The organism is Pseudomonas sp. GW460-12-10-14-TSB1 (assembly GCF_017349775.1).
GTDB classification, from domain to species: Bacteria; Pseudomonadota; Gammaproteobacteria; order Pseudomonadales; family Pseudomonadaceae; genus Aquipseudomonas; species Aquipseudomonas piscium.
The window spans coordinates 1-16,465 of the sequence record NZ_JACNAC010000051.1 but is presented as its reverse complement, the minus strand read 5'-3'; the positions used below and the strand labels follow the sequence as shown (position 1 = coordinate 16,465).

Sequence of the window (16,465 nt, the reverse complement as noted above, 5' to 3'; positions counted from 1 at the left end):
CTGTAGCCGCTGGCTGGGCTCACTTGCCGTTGCTCTCCAGGTGCCCCAGCGGCACGCGCTGTTCGATGGCGCTGGAGAGCACGATCGAGGTCTTGCTGAAGCCGAACTGAGCGACGCGGTTGATCAGCTCTTCCAGCTCCGGCATCGAGCCGACGGCGGCGCGCATGATCACGCACGGATCGCCGGTGACCCGCTGGCATTCGGTGAGTTGCGGGATCCGGCTCAGTTCGTCGTAGGCCTTCTGATTGCCGTGCTGGGCCATGCGCAGTTCGATCACGCACTGGATCGGCAGTCCGAGCTTGGCCAGGTCGACCTTGGCCTGGTAGCCGGTGATCACTCCGCTGGCTTCGAGCTTGGCCACCCGTTCGGCCACGGCCGGGGCGGAGAGGTTCACCTTGCGCGCCAACTCGGCGTAGCTCGCCCGGCCATTTTCCAGCAGGGCGGCGAGGAGCATGCGGTCATATTTGTCCATGATAAGGCTTCCAAACACAGCGACTTTCGAAAGCATGGGTTATAGCCAGAATCTCCATGTTTTGAAAAGTGTACTGGCGCTTTAAACAGGTTTTGTAGCTTAAGTTCCGTCGGCCGGCTTTCTAGAATAAGCCCTCTCCCTTGCCTGTTTTCGAGCTTCCCATGCCTGGCCTACGCCGTTTTCCCTTGCCCTTGATTGCCGCCTTTTTTGCGCTGTACGTGATCTGGGGCTCGACCTACCTGGTGATCCGTATCGGGGTCGAATACTGGCCGCCGCTGATGCTCGCCGGCATCCGTTTTGTCCTCGCCGGCAGCCTGATGTACGGCTTCCTGCGTTGGCGCGGGGCGCCGGCACCGACCTGGGCGCAATGGCGGGCGGCAGGGGTGATCGGCATCCTGCTGCTGAGCTTCGGCAATGGCGCGGTCACTGTCGCCGAACACATGGGCGTGGCGTCCGGAGTGGCGGCCCTGGCGGTGGCCACGGTGCCGCTGTTCACCCTGCTGTGCGGTTACTTCTGGGGCGCGCGCAACACCCGCCTGGAATGGGCCGGGATCGTTCTCGGGCTGATCGGTATCGCCATGCTCAACCTCGGTTCCAACCTGCAGTCGAGCCCGACCGGCGCGGCCCTGCTGGTGTTCGCGGCAGCAGCCTGGGCCTTCGGTTCGGTGTGGAGCAAACACCTGCCGTTGCCGCAAGGGGCGATGGCCAGTGCCGTCGAGATGCTGGTGGGCGGCGTGGTGCTGCTGATCGGCAGCTGGTTGAGCGGCGAGCAACTGGCCGCCGTTCCGCCAATCGAAGGCTGGGCAGCCCTGGCGTACCTGACCGGCTTCGGCTCGATCATTGCCTTCAACGCCTACATGTACCTGCTCAAGCACGTGCGTCCGGCGGCGGCCACCAGCTATGCCTACGTCAACCCGGCGGTGGCGGTGCTGCTGGGGATAGTGTTTGTCGGCGAGACCATTGGCCTGGAGGAGGCGCTGGCGATGGTGGTGATCATCAGTGCCGTGGTGCTGATTGGCCTGCCACAGTGGCGCAAGCCAAAAGCCGCTGCGATACAGGAAGAAGCCACGGCTTGAAGTGGCCTGTTGGCGCGCAATCAAAAACGCCGGGCATTGCCCGGCGTTTTTTGTTCCAGCCTGTCGTAATCAGGCCGGGTTGAACAGCATCACCAGCGGTATCAGCGCCACGACGAAGGCCAGCATGAACAGCAGGCTGATCCCGGCGACGCGCCACAACGAGAAGAAAGGCCCCTTGCTGAGTTTGTGTTCGATGACGACCGGACCGAAGAGCTGGCGCGCGTAGGTGTTCATCGCAAAAAGCGGTGGCAGTACGAAGGCCACGGCTGGAACACTTTCCGGCAACACTGCGCCCAGCACCATCATCAGGATGAGCAGGCCGATACCGATATACCAGGCCTTCTTCACTTCGCTTTCGCGGCCGAGTGCCTTGAGGTTGGCGGCGATCATGTAGGCACCCGCCACGGAAGTGCCGAGGAAGGTGGCAAGGCCGACGGCATTGATGCTGTACAGGCGCAATGGCGCGGTCGCCGCAGCCGGGGTCTGCAACTCGGCGGCCGGTGTCTGGAAGGGGTTGGGTGTGTCCATGCAGGTCAGGCTCCTGGATCTTCATCGGTGCGATGGGGATGAAAGAGGTGAATCCTCTCCCGGCAGCTCAAGGCGCGTCTACCAAGATTATCGCTGCTCGCCGCCCGGTGACCCGTAACGGCGGGAAGCTGGGCAACTCGTCAGCCGGAAAGAAACCCGCCTGAATTAGGGTAAACTGCCGCCCATTGCACACCTGCGCTGACTTTTTCCCTACGGTATCCCCATGACATTCGCCACTCTTGGCCTGATCGAACCCTTGCTGCGCGCCCTCGAAACGCTTGGCTACCAGACCCCGACACCGGTGCAGGCGCAAGCCATTCCGGCGGTGCTGGGCGGTCGCGACCTGATGGCCGCGGCCCAGACTGGCACCGGCAAGACCGCCGGCTTTGCCTTGCCGCTCCTGCAATCGCTGACCATGGAAGGGCCGAAAGTGGCCAGCAACTCGGTGCGCGCGCTGATCCTGGTGCCGACCCGCGAGCTGGCCGAACAGGTGCACGAGAGCGTGCGCCAGTACGCCGAGCACCTGCCGCTGAGCACCTATGCGGTATACGGCGGCGTCAGCATCAACCCGCAGATGATGAAGCTGCGCAAAGGCATCGACCTGCTGGTGGCGACCCCGGGTCGCTTGCTCGACCTGTACCGGCAGAACGCGGTGAAGTTCAGCCAGTTGCAGACCTTGGTGCTGGACGAAGCCGACCGCATGCTCGACCTGGGTTTCTCCGAAGAGCTGAAGGACATCTACGCGGCATTGCCGAAAAAGCGCCAGACCCTGCTGTTCTCCGCGACCTTCTCCGATGCCATCCGCCTGTTGGCCGGGCAGATGCTCAACGATCCGCTGAGCATTGAAGTCAGTCCGCGCAACGTCGCCGCCAACACCGTCAAGCAATGGGTGGTGACGGTGGACAAGAAGCGCAAGCCGGAGCTGTTCAGCCACCTGCTGCGCAAGAACCGCTGGAAGCAGGTGCTGGTGTTCGCCAAGACCCGCAACGGCGTGGACGCGCTGGTGGAAAGGTTGCAGGGCCAGGGCGTGAATGCCGACGGCATCCATGGCGATAAGCCCCAGGCCACCCGCCAGCGCGCGCTGGACCGCTTCAAGGCCAGCGAGATCCAGATCCTGGTGGCCACCGATGTGGCGGCCCGTGGCCTGGACATCGAGGACCTGCCGCTGGTGGTCAACTTCGACCTGCCGATCGTCGCCGAGGATTACATCCACCGCATCGGCCGTACCGGCCGTGCGGGTTCCACCGGTGAGGCAATCTCGCTGGTCTGTGCCGATGAAGTGAACCTGTTGTCGGCCATCGAGATGCTGACCCGCCAGACCCTCAAGCGCCATGACGAGCCGGACTTCATTCCGGAACACCGGGTGCCGGAAACCGACGCCAGCGGCCAGGTGATCAAGAAGCCGAAAAAACCGAAGAAGCCCAAGACTTCCGGCGGTGGCGGCAAGCGCAACCTGGGCAAGTGGGTGGACAGCGGCGAAGTGGCCGAAGCGCCGGCGGTGAAGCCGGTGCGCAAGGTGCCGGCGTTCAACACCGGGCCACGCAAGCGCAAGCCATAAGGCTGGCGAGCGGCCTGTAGCCGACGCAGTCCTTGCAAAAACGAACGCCCCGGTTTTCCTGGAAAACCGGGGCGTTTGGTTTTACGCCGTTACGTCGCAATGCCACCTAGATCGATCGCAGGCTGCTCTAGCGGCTACACGAAAGGCCTCAGGCCTTTTCCCGCAACCACTCGATCATCCCCAACCCCGCCGCCCGCCCGCTGGCGAAACACGCGGTGAGCAGGTAGCCGCCGGTGGGCGCCTCCCAGTCGAGCATTTCTCCGGCGCAGAACACGCCGGGCAATTGCTTGAGCATCAAGCGTTGATCCATGGCCTCGAACGTCACGCCGCCGGCGCTGCTGATGGCTTCGTCCAGCGGCCGGGTTTTCATCAGGGTCAACGGCAGGGCCTTGATCGCCTTGGCCAGCAGCGCCGGGTCGGCGAAGCAGTCGGCGCTGGTCAGTTCACGCAAGAGCGCGGCTTTCACCCCATCGATACCCAGCTGGCTGTGCAGATGCTTGGCCATGGAGCGCGAGCCCCGTGGCTTGCTCAGCGCGGCCTGGATCCGGTCATGGGGTTTGCCCGGCAGCAGGTCGATATGCACGGTGGCCGAGCCGTGGCGGTTGATGGCTTGCCGAATCGGCGCCGACAGCGCGTAGATCAGGCTGCCCTCGATCCCGGTGGTGGTGATCACGCATTCGCCGAGGCGGGGGATGTCGTCGTTCAGGCCGATGGCCACGTTCTTCAGCGGGGCGCCGGCGAACTTGCTGCGCAGCAGATCGCTCCAGTCCTGCACCTCGAACCCGCAGTTGCTCGGTTGCAGGGGCGCCAGTTGCACGCCGCGCTGTTCCAGCGGCAGCATCCAGGCCCCATCCGAACCCAGCCGTGCCCAACTGCCGCCGCCCAGTGCCAGCAACAGGGCGTCGGCCTGGACCGACTTTTCGCCTTCCGGGCTGTGGATGCGCAGGCTGCCATCGGCATTCCAGCCGAGCCAGCGATGGCGGGTGTGGATAACCACACCGGCGTCGCGCAGGCGCTTGAGCCAGGCGCGCAGCAGCGGCGCGGCTTTCATGTCGGTGGGGAACACCCGGCCCGAGCTGCCGACGAAAGTGTCGATGCCCAGGCCGTGAATCCATTGGCACAGCGCCTCGCTGCCGAATTCGCGCAACAGCGGGGCAATCTGCGGGGCCCGTTCGGCATAACGCGAGAGGAAGACCGGGTAGGCCTCGGAATGCGTGATGTTCATCCCGCCGACCCCGGCCAGCAGGAACTTGCGGCCCACCGATGGCATGCCGTCGTAGAGAACGACGCGGATACCCGCCAGGCTCAGCACCTCGGCCGCCATCAAGCCGGCGGGGCCGCCACCGATAATGGCGACGTGATGGGGCAGGGTGGTGCTGGATAAGGTCATGGCGGGCGGCGGCGTGGCGGAATAAGCCGGGCATTCTACCCGAGGCAAGCCCGTCGCCAATGCTCCATGCGTCCCGCAGCGGCTTATACAGCGGGCTGATCAAAAAACGCTCAGTGCTCTGCAGGGCTTGTATGGCATAGCCTGCAGAAGCTTGCGCTCAGGTTATCCACAAGCGGCTCCACAGAGATTGGGGGTAAGGCGCCCACAATTTCATGACCGCCTGATGAAGGCTTTTGTAGCTGTTGCCGCAGGCTGTGAAAGGTCCGCAGGACCTTCATCGGCATCACTATCAGCGCTCCCGCTTCGCAGTATTCAGCAGTGCTTACCGGCCTGGTCAAAAAATGATCGCCTGTCTGTAGGGCACAGCCAGCATGGCTTGCAGCTGCTTGCACTCAGGTTATCCACAAGCGGTTCCACAGAGATTGGGGGTAAGGCGCCCACAATTTCATGACCGCCTGATGAAGGTTTTTGTAGCCGCTGCCGCAGTCTCCGAAAGGTCCGCAGGACCTCCAGCGGCATCACTATCAACGCTCCCGCTTCGCGGTATTCAGCAGCGCTTACCGGCTTGATCAAAAAATGATCGCCTGTCTGTAGGGCACAGCCAGCATGGCCTGCAGCCGCTTGCACTCAGGTTATCCACAAGCGGTTCCACAGAGATTGGGGGTAAGGCGCTCACAGTTTCATGACCGCCTGATGAAGGCTTTTGTAGCCGCTGCCACAGGCTGCGAAAGGTCTGCAGGACCTCCAGCGGCACATCACTGTCGACGCTCCTGTTTTGCAGCCTTCAGCCGCGCTTACCGGCCTGATCAAAAAATGATCGATTGTCTGTGGGGCACGGCCAGCATGGCCTGCAGCGGCTTGCGCTCAGGTTATCCACAAGCGGCTCCACAGCCATTGTGGGTAAGGCGCCCAGCTTTCAGTGACAACCTGATGACGTCCACACCCGTTGCGCGCTGTGGTGGAGGATGCCGTGGCGCCGCGCCAGGGCCTGGCGATCCTTGCTGTAGCCGCCGCCGATCACCCCGAGCACCGGGATATCGCGGCCCAGGCAATGGCGCATCACCTGTTCGTCGCGGGCGGCGACGCCCTGGTCGGTCAGCTTCAGGTAACCCAGGGCATCGTCCTTGTGCACATCCACCCCGGCGTCGTACAGCACCAGGTCCGGCTGGTACAGCGGCAGCAGGTAATTGAGCGCGTCGTCGACCACCTTCAGGTAGTCGGCGTCGCCCATGCCCATGGGCAGGGGGATGTCCCAGTCGCTGGTGGCCTTGCGCGCCGGGAAGTTTTTTTCGCAGTGCAGCGAGACGGTCACGGCGTCCGGGGTATGTTCGAGAATCCGCGCGGTGCCGTCGCCCTGGTGCACGTCGCAGTCGAAGATCAGCACCCGGCCGACCCGCCCGGCTTCGAGCAGGTAATGGCTGATCACCGCCAGGTCGTTGAAGATGCAGAACCCCGCCGGGTGGTCGTAGTGGGCGTGATGGGTACCGCCGGCCAGGTGACAGGCCAGGCCATGCTCCAGGGCTCGTTCGGCGGCCAGCAGCGAGCCGCCGACAGCGCGCACGGTGCGCCGGGCCAGGGCTTCGTTCCAGGGCAGGCCGAGGCGCCGTTGGTCTTCCCGCGACAACTCGCCGGCCATATAACGTTCGATATACCCAGGGTCGTGGGCCAGGGCGAGAATCTCCTTCGGGCACAACTCCGGGCGCAGCAGGTCGGCATCGCGGGTCAGGCCGCTGTCCACCAGGTGGTCGCGCAGCAGGCGAAACTTGTCCATGGGGAAGCGGTGCTCCGCCGGGAACTCGGGGCTGTAGTCGTCGTGGTAGATCAGCGGCAGTGGCATGGCAATTTCATGTAGGAATCCGAAAAGGATCCTACCAGCGATGTAGACTGGCACGCATGGAAATGGAGGGGACGATGGAGCCGATACTGCAACTCGAAAGTGCTCGACTGCTGTTGCGCCAGTGGCGCGACGAGGATTTGCCGGCGTTTGCGGCGATGTGCGCCGATCCGCAGGTGATGCGTTACTTTCCGGCCCCCTTGAGCCGCCTGGAAAGCGCCGCGCTGATCGGCCGGATCCGTGGGCATTTCGCCGAGCACGGTTTTGGCACCTGGGCGCTGGAGCGCAAGGATACCGGGGCCTTCATCGGTTTTACCGGGCTGGGCGTGGTGGGCTTCGAAGCGCCGTTCACCCCGGCGGTGGAAATCGGCTGGCGCCTGGCGCGCGAGCACTGGGGCCTGGGCTACGCCAGCGAAGCGGCCTGGACCGCACTGCGTTGCGGCTTCGATCGCCTGGCCCTGAACGAGATCGTCGCCTTCACCACCACCAGCAACCTGCCGTCGCAGAAAGTCATGCAGGCCATCGGCATGCAACACGATGCGGACGACGATTTCGATCACCCAAAGCTCGGCAGCGAGCATCCGCTGCGTCATCATGTGCTGTATCGCATCAACCGCGAACAATGGTTGGAAACCTTGCATGGATAGCAGGTCGGGGGCATCTGGAGTGTGCCCATGTGTGTGAACCCGATTGAATCGACCGCGACAGCCAAGACTGCGCGGCATTGCTCTGTGTGAGGAGAGTCTGAATGAGCCACGTGTTGGATGATCTGGTCGACCTGTTGACCCTGGAACCGATCGAGGAAAACCTGTTTCGTGGTCGCAGCCAGGACCTGGGCTTCCGCCAGCTGTTCGGCGGCCAGGTGTTGGGCCAGTCCCTGTCCGCGGCCAGCCAGACTGTCGAAGAGGCGCGTCATGTGCATTCGCTGCACGGTTACTTCCTGCGTCCGGGCGATGCGGCGTTGCCGGTGGTGTACCAGGTCGACCGGGTGCGCGATGGCGGCAGCTTCAGCACCCGCCGGGTCACGGCGATCCAGAAGGGCAACCCAATCTTCACCTGCAGCGCCTCGTTCCAGTACGACGAGGAAGGCTTCGAGCATCAGGACACCATGCCCCAGGTGGTCGGCCCGGAAAACCTGCCGTCGGAGCTGGAGATCACCCAGCAGCGCGCGCACCTGATCCCGGAGCACATGCGCGAAAAACTGCTGTGCCCCAAGCCCATCGAAGTGCGCCCGGTGACCGAGAAGGACCCCTACAACCCGCAGCCGGCGGACCCGATCAAATACGTCTGGTTCCGCGCCGATGGCGAGCTGCCGGACATTCCCGCACTGCATAAATACCTGCTGGCCTACGCTTCGGACTTCGGCCTGCTGACCACCTCGATGCTGCCCCACGGCAAGTCGGTGTGGCAGAAGGACATGCAGGTCGCCAGTCTCGACCACGCGCTGTGGTTCCATGCCGACCTGCGCGCCGACGACTGGTTGCTGTATGCCATGGACAGCCCCTGGGCCGGCAATTCCCGCGGTTTTTCCCGTGGCAGCGTGTTCAACCGCGCTGGCCAACTGGTGGCCTCGGTGACCCAGGAAGGCCTGATCCGTCACCGCAAGGACTGGGCATGAGCCTGGCCGAGGTTCGTCATTGGGTGTTCGACATGGACGGCACCCTGACGGTGGCCGTGCATGATTTCGCGGCCATTCGCGAGGCGCTGGGGATTGCGCCGGAGCACGACATCCTGACCCACCTCGCGGCCTTGCCCGCCGCCGAAGCCGCGGCGAAACACGCCTGGCTGCTGGAGCACGAACGCGACCTGGCCCTGGGTTCGCGGCCGGCGCCGGGGGCGGTGGAGCTGGTGCGGGAGCTGGCGGCGCGGGGCTATCGCCTGGGCATCCTGACCCGCAATGCGCGGGAACTGGCCCATGTCACCCTGGAGGCCATCGGCCTGGCCGACTGCTTTGCCGTCGAGGACGTGCTGGGGCGCGACGAAGCCCCGCCCAAACCGCACCCCGGCGGCTTGCTGAAACTGGCCGCGGCCTGGGAGGTGGCGCCCGCTGAAATGGTGATGGTCGGCGACTACCGCTTCGACCTCGACTGCGGTCGCGCGGCGGGCACCCACACGGTGCTGGTGAACCTGCCGGATAACCCGTGGCCGGAACTGGCCGACTGGCACGCCGAGGATTGCAGCGTTCTACGGCGGATGGTGTTGGCTTGAAAAGCTTCGCGGGCAAGCCTCGCTCCTACAGAAGCTCGTATTCTTCTGTAGGAGCGAGGCTTGCCCGCGATAGCGTCATTGCTGATTTCACCGTGCCTACTGGCCGAACAACGCCTTCTGCCCCTCGGGCGAGGTGAACATCTTGTCGCCGTCATGCCCGACCCCGGGCACTTCGACCAGCTGCTGTTGCAGCCCCTGGGGATGGCGCTGCTTCAGGTAGTCGAAGTAGTTGTGCCCGCGAATCAACCGGTAGGCGCCCTGGGCCTCGGCGGCGCAGCTGGTGTCCAGCGCCGGGTGGTGTGGGTCGGTGTCCTGTTTGCCCAGCAGATAGGTGATATCGCGTTTGACGTAGCTCTGTTCCAGTTGCTGCGCGGTCTGGCCGGCGGCGTAGGCCGGCAGCTTGAGCAGGCCGTACTTCCAGTTGTTGAAACCGGGGCACGCGCTGGCGTCGACCTTCACCGGGCGCTGCTCGTCGAAATAGGCATAGGACGATGGGTTGGCAATGACGTAGCGCAGTTTGATGCCGTCATCCTCCAGGCCCGGATGATGCTGGCCAAGCAGGGCAAAACGCTGCACTACCTGGGCGCCACCAGAGTGGCCGGCGATGACGATCTCGGTCAGGGACGGAAACTGCTGGCGATCGCTCAGCCGCGTGATGAGCGCGTCCAGCACCGCATAAGAGCTTTGTGGCTTGGGCCCGCTGGACGGCTCGCCGGCCATCCAGTCATTGCCCTGCCAGCGCAGCAGCGAGTCGGGTAGCTGGTGACGCGCGATATCGCTCTGATTGAGAAACTGCGGGGCGATCACCAGGGTGGCCGCGCTTTGCCCGGCCTGGTTGGCGGCCTGTTCGGCGCTGTGCAGGTAGGTCTGGGCGTTGCGCAGGCGCCCGTGGACGATGATCAGTGCCCGCTGGATCTCAGGCAGCGGCTGCTGCCAATCCTGACTCAGGCCGATGGCCAGTTCGCCGCCTTTGAGGTTCAGGCGCGCGGGGCTGATCGTCTTGACGCCATTTTCTGCTGCCTGCGCGCCGGCGCAGATCATCCATAACGTGAGCAGCACCAGTACCCGGCGCATTACAGACTCTTCGCCGCGAAGGTATCGCACTGGCCGACCTGGCCCTGGGTGAAGCCTGCCTTGAACCAGCGCACCCGTTGCGCCGAGCTGCCGTGGGTAAAGGAGTCCGGTACCACGCGGCCCTGGCCTTGCTGTTGCAGGCGGTCGTCACCGATGGCGTTGGCGGCGTTCAGGGCTTCTTCGATATCCCCCGGCTCCAGCCAGTTCAGGCGTTTCTGCGCATGGTTGGCCCAGACGCCCGCCAGGCAGTCGGCTTGCAGTTCCTGGCGCACCAGCAGGCCGCCGTCGCCTTCCATCTGCCGGCCCTGTTGGCGGGCGGCCTGGATCTTCGCCGAGACGCCGAGCAGGGTCTGTACGTGGTGGCCGATTTCGTGGGCGATCACGTAGGCCTGGGCGAAGTCGCCGGCGGCCGAGAAGCGCTGGTCCATCTCGCGGAAGAAGTCCATGTCCAGGTACACCTGCTGGTCGGCCGGGCAGTAGAAGGGGCCGGTGGCAGAGGTCGCCGAGCCGCAGGCGGAATTCACCCGGCCACGGAACAGGATGAGCTTGGGTTGCTGATAGGAGCGTCCGGCCTGCTGGAAGATCTGGCCCCAGGTGTCTTCGGTGTCGCCGAGGATGGAGCGCACGAATTCCGCCTGCTCGTCGTTGGCCGGCGGCGCCTGGCGGGTCTGCTGGGTGGTGGCGGGCGCCGAGGACTGATCCATCTGCCCGACGAGTTGCCCGAGGATTTGCAGCGGGTCCTGGCCGGTGACCCAGCCGATGCCGACGATCAGGATGATGGCGGTCAGGCTCAGGCCCTTGCCGCCGCCAAAGCGCAGACCGCCACCTCCACCGCCACCACTGTCATCGCGAGCATCCACCACGTTATCGCTGCGCCGTCCTTTCTTCCAAAGCATGGGTGAATCCTCTTCTTATTTGCTGATCAGTGTTGCTGGTGAGTAAAGCTGGTGCCAGTCCGGTCGTCAGCCTTTTGCATGCACGCTACCATTGCCCGCAGCCGCATCGGTTCTGTTGCGACATATCCGGGGCCTCCTTTGAACATCGATACCCGCATCAAATTCCGTCACCTCGTATGTTTTCTTGAAATGTCTCGTCAGGGCAGCCTGGCGCGGGCGGCGGATGTGCTTGCGGTGAGCCAGCCGGCGATGTCGAAAACCCTCAAGGAACTGGAAGAGTTGCTCGACACCCGGCTGTTCGCCCGGAGCAAGGCCGGGCTCAGCCTGACCGAGGCGGGAATGGCTTTTCTGCGTTACGCCGGGCCCTCGGTGCAGGCCCTGCGCGAGGGGGTGAACACCTTGCGCGGCGGCGAATATGCCGCCGGCGTGGTGCGCCTGGGTGTGCTCTCGACCGCCGAAAGCCTGTTGCTGCCAGAAGTGGTGCGACGCCTGCACGAACGGCATTCGGCGCTGGTGGTGAGTGTGGTCACCGGCCCCAGCGCCTATCTGCTGTCGCAGCTGCGGGTCGGCGACGTCGACCTGGTGGTCGGGCGCATGACGGACAGCCCACAGATCCAGGGCCTGAGCTTCGAGCATCTGTACAGCGAGTCCATGACCCTGGTGGCGCGCCCCGATCATCCGTTGCTGCACGGGCCGCTGGAGCGGCATGCGCTGGAGCAGTACCCGCTGGTGCTGCCGCTGGCCGGCACCACCATCCGCAAGTTCGCCGACAGCCTGTTCGTGCAGTGCGGCATCAGCCAGTCGCGCCAGCGCCTGGAAACCCTCTCGGTGGCCCTGAGCCGGCGCTATGCGCTGTCCAGCGATGCGCTGTGGATCGCCCCGCTGGATGCGGTACGCCTGGACCTGGCCAATGGCGAGCTGCGCGAGATCGACCTCGGGCAGCGCGAGCCGGGTGGCTCGGTGGGCATCTCCAGCAATGCCAGCCTGCCGCTGTCGCTGGCGGCGCAATGGTGCGTCGAGGTGCTGCGGGAAGTCGGGCAGGCCTATCGCGAGGGGCGTTATCCATAACCTTTTGGTTATGTATGGGGGAGGCCTTTTCAATATTCGTCGGGCTGCTGTTGTTTGAAACTGCGCGGGCTGCGCTCCATAAATCAAACAACAGGAGATCGACATGTCTGATGCAGACAGCAGTCGTTTCGTTATCCGTGACCGTAATTGGCATCCCAAGGCCCTGACCCCCGACTACAAGACCTCCGTGGCCCGTTCGCCGCGCCAGGCGCTGGTGAGCATCCCGCAATCGCTGAGCGAGACCAGCGGCCCCGATTTCTCCCATCTGAAGACCGGGCGTTTCGATAACGACCTGCTGCTCAACTTCAATAACGGCGGCTTGCCGGTGGGCGAGCGAATCATCGTTTCCGGCCGGGTCTGCGATCAGTACGGCCAGCCGATTCCCCACACCCTGGTGGAGATGTGGCAAGCCAACGCCGGTGGTCGCTACCGGCACAAGAACGACCGCTACCTGGCGCCCCTGGATCCGAACTTCGGCGGCGTCGGCCGGGCCCTGACCGACCGTGACGGCTACTACAGCTTCCGCACCATCAAGCCCGGTCCTTACCCATGGCGCAACGGCCCGAACGACTGGCGCCCGGCGCATATCCATTTCTCCATCAGCGGGCCTTCGATCGCCACGCGGCTGATCACCCAGCTGTATTTCGAGGGCGACCCGCTGATTCCGCTGTGCCCGATCGTCAAGTCGATCGCCAACCCGGACGCGGTGCAGAGCCTGATCGCGCGCCTGGACATGAGCAGCGCCAACCCGATGGACTGCCTGGCCTATCGCTTCGACATCGTGTTGCGCGGCCAGCGCAAAACCCACTTCGAGAATTGCTGAGGAGCCTGCCATGCCTATCCAATTGCTGCCTGAAACCCCCTCGCAAACGGCCGGCCCTTATGTGCACATCGGCCTGGCGCTGGCCGCCGCGGGCAACCCGACCCGCAGCGACGAGATCTGGAACCGGATGGCCGGGCCCGATGCCCAGGGGGAAAAGATCCTGCTGATCGGCCACGTGTATGACGGCAACGGCCATCTGGTGCGCGACTCGTTCCTCGAGTTCTGGCAAGCCAACCACGAGGGCGTCTACGACCCGCTGTTCGATTCGGAGAAAGCCTTCAACAGCTTCGGGCGCACGGCCACCACCTTCGATGCCGGTGAGTGGACGCTGCACACCATCAAGCCGGGCGTGGTGAAGAATGCCGCCGGGGTGCCGATGGCGCCGCACATCAACGTGGCGCTGTTCGCCCGGGGGATCAACATCCACCTGCACACCCGCCTGTATTTCGCCGATGAAGCCGAAGCCAACGCGGCCTGCCCGGTGCTGAACCTGATCGAGCAGCCGCAACGGCGCGAGACTCTGCTGGCCCATCCCTGCGAAGTGGACGGGCAACGGGCGTACCGTTTCGATATCCGCATCCAGGGGGAAGGGGAGACAGTGTTCTTCGATTTCTGATCGGCCAACTGCGACCTGCCGCAGTGGCAGGCTCGCGTCTCCTGCGCAGCCGTTCGCAGCTTCTTCACGGAACTCGGCAGCGGCTACAGGGCGTGCTTCCTGTAGCCGCTGGCGCAGCCTGCGATAAGGTCCGAAGGGCCTTCAAGCGATCTCAAGAACCACGCCTTCTTCGAGACTGATTGCCGCCTTATTCATAAGCGCTGGCGCCGGCGATGTGCCGACCGGCGATATAGCCGAAGGTCAGCGCCGGGCCGAGATTGATGCCGCCGGCGGGGTAGTGGCCGCCCATGATGCTGGCCATGTCGCTGCCGGCGGCGTACAGGCCGGCGATGGCCTGGCCCTGGCCGTCGAGCACCTGGGCGTGGGGGTTGACCTTGAGCCCGGCGAAAGTGCCGAAGCAGCCCGGCTGGACCTTCACCGCGTAGAACGGCCCTTGCTCGATGGGCGCCACGCACGGGTTGGGTTGCTGGCGCGGGTCGCCCTGTTTGCGGTTGTAAGGCGTCGAGCCCCGGCCGAACTGCGGGTCCTGGCCTTGTCGGGCATGCCGGTTGTATTCCGCCAGGGTGGCGCGCAGACCGTCCGCATCGATGCCACAGCCCTGGGCCAGCTCCTCGATGCTGTCGCCGCGTTGCAGGTAGCCGCTGCGGATAAAGGGTGCCAGCGGTACCGGGAAGGGCCGGGAGATGCCCAGGCCATACAAGCGCTGAAAGCTGTGGCTGCAGATCAGCCACGACGCCACTTCTTCACCCTCGGGCGCTGCCGCGACCATTTCCCGCACATAGTCGTAGTAACCGTCGGCTTCGTTGACGAAGCGCTGGCCGTTGCGCAAGACGCCGATGACTCCCGGTTTGCCGCGCTCGATGATGTGCGGGAAATGCCCGCGGCTGCCGTCCTTGTAAGGCACCGCGGAGACCGGGGCCCAGGCCACGGGCGATGCCATGTCGGTATCGACCCGGGCTCCGACGCTTTCCCCCAGGCGCAAGCCGTCGCCCGAGACAGCCAACGGCGGCAGGGCCAGATGTTCGTGGCCGGTGGGCGTGCGCGGGAACAGCGCCTTGCGCCGCTCGATGTCGTTGGGGAAACCGCCGGCTGCCAGCACCACCGCTTTGCGGGCGCGGATACGAATGGGGCCCCGGGTGGCGCTGCTGACAATAGCCCCGGTCACCGCGTCGCCGTCGCGCAGCAGCTCGGTGACCGGCGCCGATTCCCAGAGCTGCACGCCAAGGTCCTGCGCCGACTTGGCCAGGCGCGCCACCAGCGCCACGCCATTGACCAGTTGCAGGGCACGGCGATGAGTGACGAGGTCGCGCAGGTGGCGGCCGAAGCGCTTGCCCACATGCCAGGCCGCCGGCAGCGAACGGCTCAGGTTGAGGAAGGCCGCAAGGTCGGCGCCGGCCATGATCGGCATGCCCAAGAACGAGGTTTCGCGCAGGGTCTTGCGCAGGCGCTTGAGCAGCTTGCCGACCTCGCGCCCATCGTAGGGCGCGGCGATCACCGAGCGTCCGCCGGTGCCGGCGCCCGGGGTGTCGCCGTGGATATCGGCGATGGCGTTGCCGTCGGCGAATTGCAGCGCGGTATGGCGCTCGAAGAACGACACCATGCGCGGGCCGGCTTCGAGGAAGGCATCGATCATTGCTGGCTGGTAGCGTTCGCCCAGTTCGTGTTTCAGGTAGGTGCGCGGCAGTTCCACGTCTTCGACTATGCCGGCCCGTCGCGCCAGCGGGTTGCACGGCACCCAGGCCCAGCCGCCGGACCAGGCGGTGGCGCCGCCGAACACCGGGTCTTTCTCCACCACTATGACTTTCAGGCCATGCCAGGCCGCAGTCACGGCCGTCGACAGACCGGCGGCGCCGGAACCGACGACCAGCACGTCGCAATCAATATCGGGGTGGTGCAGGGAGGCGGTGGCAGGCATGGAAGAAGCAACTCCGCTAAACGAACAGTTATTATTTTTGGAACTTGATTCCAAAAAATATACGGAGTCGAATAGTCGACAGCAAGGCGAGGGCAGGATCATCTGCGCCATGCCGAGGTTTTTATGGGCGGTTATCGAACGATGCCGCGGTGTGTTTCCCATTGCGCCGGTTGTCACTAGAATCGGCCAAATTTCGTCTGGACCCGACCATGGCCGGCAGTCAAATCGAGCGCGTCTTCAGCGTTCTGGAAAGTCTTACCAGTGACCCCCGCGGCCTGCCGATGCAGACCCTGGCCGAGCAACTGGACATCCCCAAAAGCGCCACCCACCGGTTGCTGGCGGAGCTGATCCGCCTGGGCTACGTGCGCCAGAACCCGGACAACCTGCGTTATCACCTGTCGACCAAGCTGGTGGCCATGGGCTTTCGCTACCTGTCCAGCAGCGGCGCGGACATCGTCCAGCCGGTGCTCGACCGGCTGGCCCAGGAAACCGGCGAACTGGTGCGCCTCGGGGTGATCGAGGACGAGCGCCAGACCTGGATCGCCAAGTCCCAGGGTGCCCGTTCCGGGTTGCGCTACGACCCCGACATGGGGCGCGAGGCGCCGTTGTTCTATACCGCTTCCGGGCACGCCTGGCTGGCCTGCCTGAGCGATGCCGAGGCCTTGTCGCTGGTGGAGCGCCAGGGCGCCGAGATCCCCGCGGACCTGGGGCCGAACGCGCCGCGCTCGAACATCGAGCTGCTCGAACGCCTGCGCCTGGCCCGGGAACAAGGTTATGCCTGGGTCGAGGAAAGTTCGGCAGTGGGCACCTCGGCGGTGGCCGCGGTGGTGCGTCACCCGGTCGACGGCCGAGTGGTCGGGGTGCTGAGCATCGCCGGCCCGAGCGCGCGTATGCCGCTGGCGCGCCTGCATGAACTGGCGCCACTGCTGTTGAAGTTCACCGACGAACTTTCGGCTGCCAGCCAGGCTTCCGAGCTTTTCAGCTGAGCCATATTTTCTTTTTGTGTA

16 protein-coding genes are annotated in these 16,465 nt (G+C 64.7%); 9 read left to right on the top strand and 7 right to left on the bottom strand.

What is annotated here, in order from left to right:
- Positions 1–19: 19 nt before the first annotated feature.
- Positions 20–472 (bottom strand): Lrp/AsnC family transcriptional regulator, encoded by a 453-nt coding sequence (locus J4D52_RS23895; protein WP_009051006.1) that lies wholly within the window; start codon positions 470–472, stop codon positions 20–22.
- Positions 473–633: 161 nt separating this feature from the next.
- On the opposite strand from J4D52_RS23895, the gene yedA reads away from it, so the two are divergent.
- Complete coding sequence (gene yedA, locus J4D52_RS23890; RefSeq protein ID WP_102676671.1) at positions 634–1,548, top strand: drug/metabolite exporter YedA; 915 nt, start codon at positions 634–636, stop codon at positions 1,546–1,548.
- 69 nt (positions 1,549–1,617) lie between these two features.
- Here yedA and J4D52_RS23885 read toward each other — a convergent pair whose 3' ends face one another.
- Complete coding sequence (locus tag J4D52_RS23885; protein WP_063433130.1) at positions 1,618–2,076, bottom strand: hypothetical protein; 459 nt, start codon at positions 2,074–2,076, stop codon at positions 1,618–1,620.
- Between the two features lie 223 nt (positions 2,077–2,299).
- On the opposite strand from J4D52_RS23885, the gene J4D52_RS23880 reads away from it, so the two are divergent.
- The gene (locus J4D52_RS23880; protein ID WP_063433129.1) at positions 2,300–3,634 is read left to right on the top strand and encodes a DEAD/DEAH box helicase; all 1,335 of its coding nucleotides are present in this window, start codon (positions 2,300–2,302) and stop codon (positions 3,632–3,634) included.
- A gap of 148 nt (positions 3,635–3,782) precedes the next feature.
- Here the strand turns inward: J4D52_RS23880 and J4D52_RS23875 are convergent, their stop codons facing one another.
- Positions 3,783–5,024, bottom strand: coding sequence for a TIGR03862 family flavoprotein (locus J4D52_RS23875; protein WP_102676670.1), 1,242 nt, complete (start codon positions 5,022–5,024; stop codon positions 3,783–3,785).
- A 916-nt stretch (positions 5,025–5,940) separates the two neighbouring features.
- Positions 5,941–6,861 carry a histone deacetylase gene (locus tag J4D52_RS23870; protein WP_102676669.1) on the bottom strand — a complete coding sequence of 307 codons (921 nt, stop codon included), beginning with the start codon at positions 6,859–6,861 and terminating at the stop codon, positions 5,941–5,943.
- Between the two features lie 74 nt (positions 6,862–6,935).
- Between J4D52_RS23870 and J4D52_RS23865 the strand changes: the two genes are divergently transcribed.
- From J4D52_RS23865 to J4D52_RS23855, 3 genes are all read left to right on the top strand, one after another.
- Positions 6,936–7,505: a GNAT family N-acetyltransferase gene (locus J4D52_RS23865; RefSeq protein WP_023969471.1), complete on the top strand. Its 570-nt coding sequence runs from the start codon at positions 6,936–6,938 to the stop codon at positions 7,503–7,505.
- 101 nt (positions 7,506–7,606) lie between these two features.
- On the top strand, positions 7,607–8,476 hold the full coding sequence (tesB, locus tag J4D52_RS23860) for an acyl-CoA thioesterase II (protein WP_009050999.1): 870 nt from the start codon (positions 7,607–7,609) through the stop codon (positions 8,474–8,476).
- Positions 8,473–9,066 (top strand): HAD family hydrolase, encoded by a 594-nt coding sequence (locus J4D52_RS23855; protein WP_063433127.1) that lies wholly within the window; start codon positions 8,473–8,475, stop codon positions 9,064–9,066. Before tesB ends, J4D52_RS23855 begins: the two co-directional genes overlap by 4 nt.
- Before the next feature lie 96 nt (positions 9,067–9,162).
- Here the strand turns inward: J4D52_RS23855 and J4D52_RS23850 are convergent, their stop codons facing one another.
- Both J4D52_RS23850 and J4D52_RS23845 read right to left on the bottom strand, forming a co-directional pair.
- A complete protein-coding gene (locus tag J4D52_RS23850) occupies positions 9,163–10,140 on the bottom strand; it encodes a hypothetical protein (protein ID WP_063433126.1) in 978 nt (325 codons plus the stop codon).
- On the bottom strand, positions 10,140–11,036 hold the full coding sequence (locus J4D52_RS23845) for a neutral zinc metallopeptidase (protein WP_025807626.1): 897 nt from the start codon (positions 11,034–11,036) through the stop codon (positions 10,140–10,142). The genes J4D52_RS23850 and J4D52_RS23845 overlap by 1 nt, the downstream gene beginning before the upstream one ends.
- Before the next feature lie 138 nt (positions 11,037–11,174).
- On the opposite strand from J4D52_RS23845, the gene pcaQ reads away from it, so the two are divergent.
- The 3 genes from pcaQ (at position 11,175) to pcaG (ending at position 13,543) form a co-directional block, all read left to right on the top strand.
- Positions 11,175–12,104, top strand: coding sequence for a pca operon transcription factor PcaQ (pcaQ, locus tag J4D52_RS23840; protein WP_102676668.1), 930 nt, complete (start codon positions 11,175–11,177; stop codon positions 12,102–12,104).
- A gap of 103 nt (positions 12,105–12,207) precedes the next feature.
- Positions 12,208–12,927, top strand: coding sequence for a protocatechuate 3,4-dioxygenase subunit beta (pcaH, locus tag J4D52_RS23835; protein ID WP_025807624.1), 720 nt, complete (start codon positions 12,208–12,210; stop codon positions 12,925–12,927).
- Between the two features lie 10 nt (positions 12,928–12,937).
- On the top strand, positions 12,938–13,543 hold the full coding sequence (gene pcaG / locus J4D52_RS23830; RefSeq protein ID WP_102676667.1) for a protocatechuate 3,4-dioxygenase subunit alpha: 606 nt from the start codon (positions 12,938–12,940) through the stop codon (positions 13,541–13,543).
- A 187-nt stretch (positions 13,544–13,730) separates the two neighbouring features.
- On the opposite strand, the gene J4D52_RS23825 is transcribed toward pcaG, so the two are convergent.
- Entirely contained in the window at positions 13,731–15,458 is a 1,728-nt protein-coding gene (locus J4D52_RS23825; RefSeq protein ID WP_102676666.1) for an FAD-dependent oxidoreductase, read from the bottom strand.
- A 209-nt stretch (positions 15,459–15,667) separates the two neighbouring features.
- Here J4D52_RS23825 and J4D52_RS23820 point away from each other — a divergent pair, with 209 nt between their 5' ends.
- A complete protein-coding gene (locus J4D52_RS23820; RefSeq protein WP_097305196.1) occupies positions 15,668–16,444 on the top strand; it encodes an IclR family transcriptional regulator in 777 nt (258 codons plus the stop codon).
- The last annotated feature ends 21 nt before the right edge of the window (positions 16,445–16,465 follow it).

Bases quoted from the DNA above. Each gene is read 5' to 3' on its own strand.
- J4D52_RS23895 (WP_009051006.1), bottom strand. From the start codon at position 472: ATGGACAAATATGACCGCATGCTCCTCGCCGCCCTGCTGGAAAATGGC.
- yedA (WP_102676671.1), top strand. From the start codon at position 634: ATGCCTGGCCTACGCCGTTTTCCCTTGCCCTTGATTGCCGCCTTTTTT.
- J4D52_RS23885 (WP_063433130.1), bottom strand. From the start codon at position 2,076: ATGGACACACCCAACCCCTTCCAGACACCGGCCGCCGAGTTGCAGACC.
- J4D52_RS23880 (WP_063433129.1), top strand. From the start codon at position 2,300: ATGACATTCGCCACTCTTGGCCTGATCGAACCCTTGCTGCGCGCCCTC.
- J4D52_RS23875 (WP_102676670.1), bottom strand. From the start codon at position 5,024: ATGACCTTATCCAGCACCACCCTGCCCCATCACGTCGCCATTATCGGT.
- J4D52_RS23870 (WP_102676669.1), bottom strand. From the start codon at position 6,861: ATGCCACTGCCGCTGATCTACCACGACGACTACAGCCCCGAGTTCCCG.
- J4D52_RS23865 (WP_023969471.1), top strand. From the start codon at position 6,936: ATGGAGCCGATACTGCAACTCGAAAGTGCTCGACTGCTGTTGCGCCAG.
- tesB (WP_009050999.1), top strand. From the start codon at position 7,607: ATGAGCCACGTGTTGGATGATCTGGTCGACCTGTTGACCCTGGAACCG.
- J4D52_RS23855 (WP_063433127.1), top strand. From the start codon at position 8,473: ATGAGCCTGGCCGAGGTTCGTCATTGGGTGTTCGACATGGACGGCACC.
- J4D52_RS23850 (WP_063433126.1), bottom strand. From the start codon at position 10,140: ATGCGCCGGGTACTGGTGCTGCTCACGTTATGGATGATCTGCGCCGGC.
- J4D52_RS23845 (WP_025807626.1), bottom strand. From the start codon at position 11,036: ATGCTTTGGAAGAAAGGACGGCGCAGCGATAACGTGGTGGATGCTCGC.
- pcaH (WP_025807624.1), top strand. From the start codon at position 12,208: ATGTCTGATGCAGACAGCAGTCGTTTCGTTATCCGTGACCGTAATTGG.
- pcaG (WP_102676667.1), top strand. From the start codon at position 12,938: ATGCCTATCCAATTGCTGCCTGAAACCCCCTCGCAAACGGCCGGCCCT.
- J4D52_RS23825 (WP_102676666.1), bottom strand. From the start codon at position 15,458: ATGCCTGCCACCGCCTCCCTGCACCACCCCGATATTGATTGCGACGTG.
- J4D52_RS23820 (WP_097305196.1), top strand. From the start codon at position 15,668: ATGGCCGGCAGTCAAATCGAGCGCGTCTTCAGCGTTCTGGAAAGTCTT.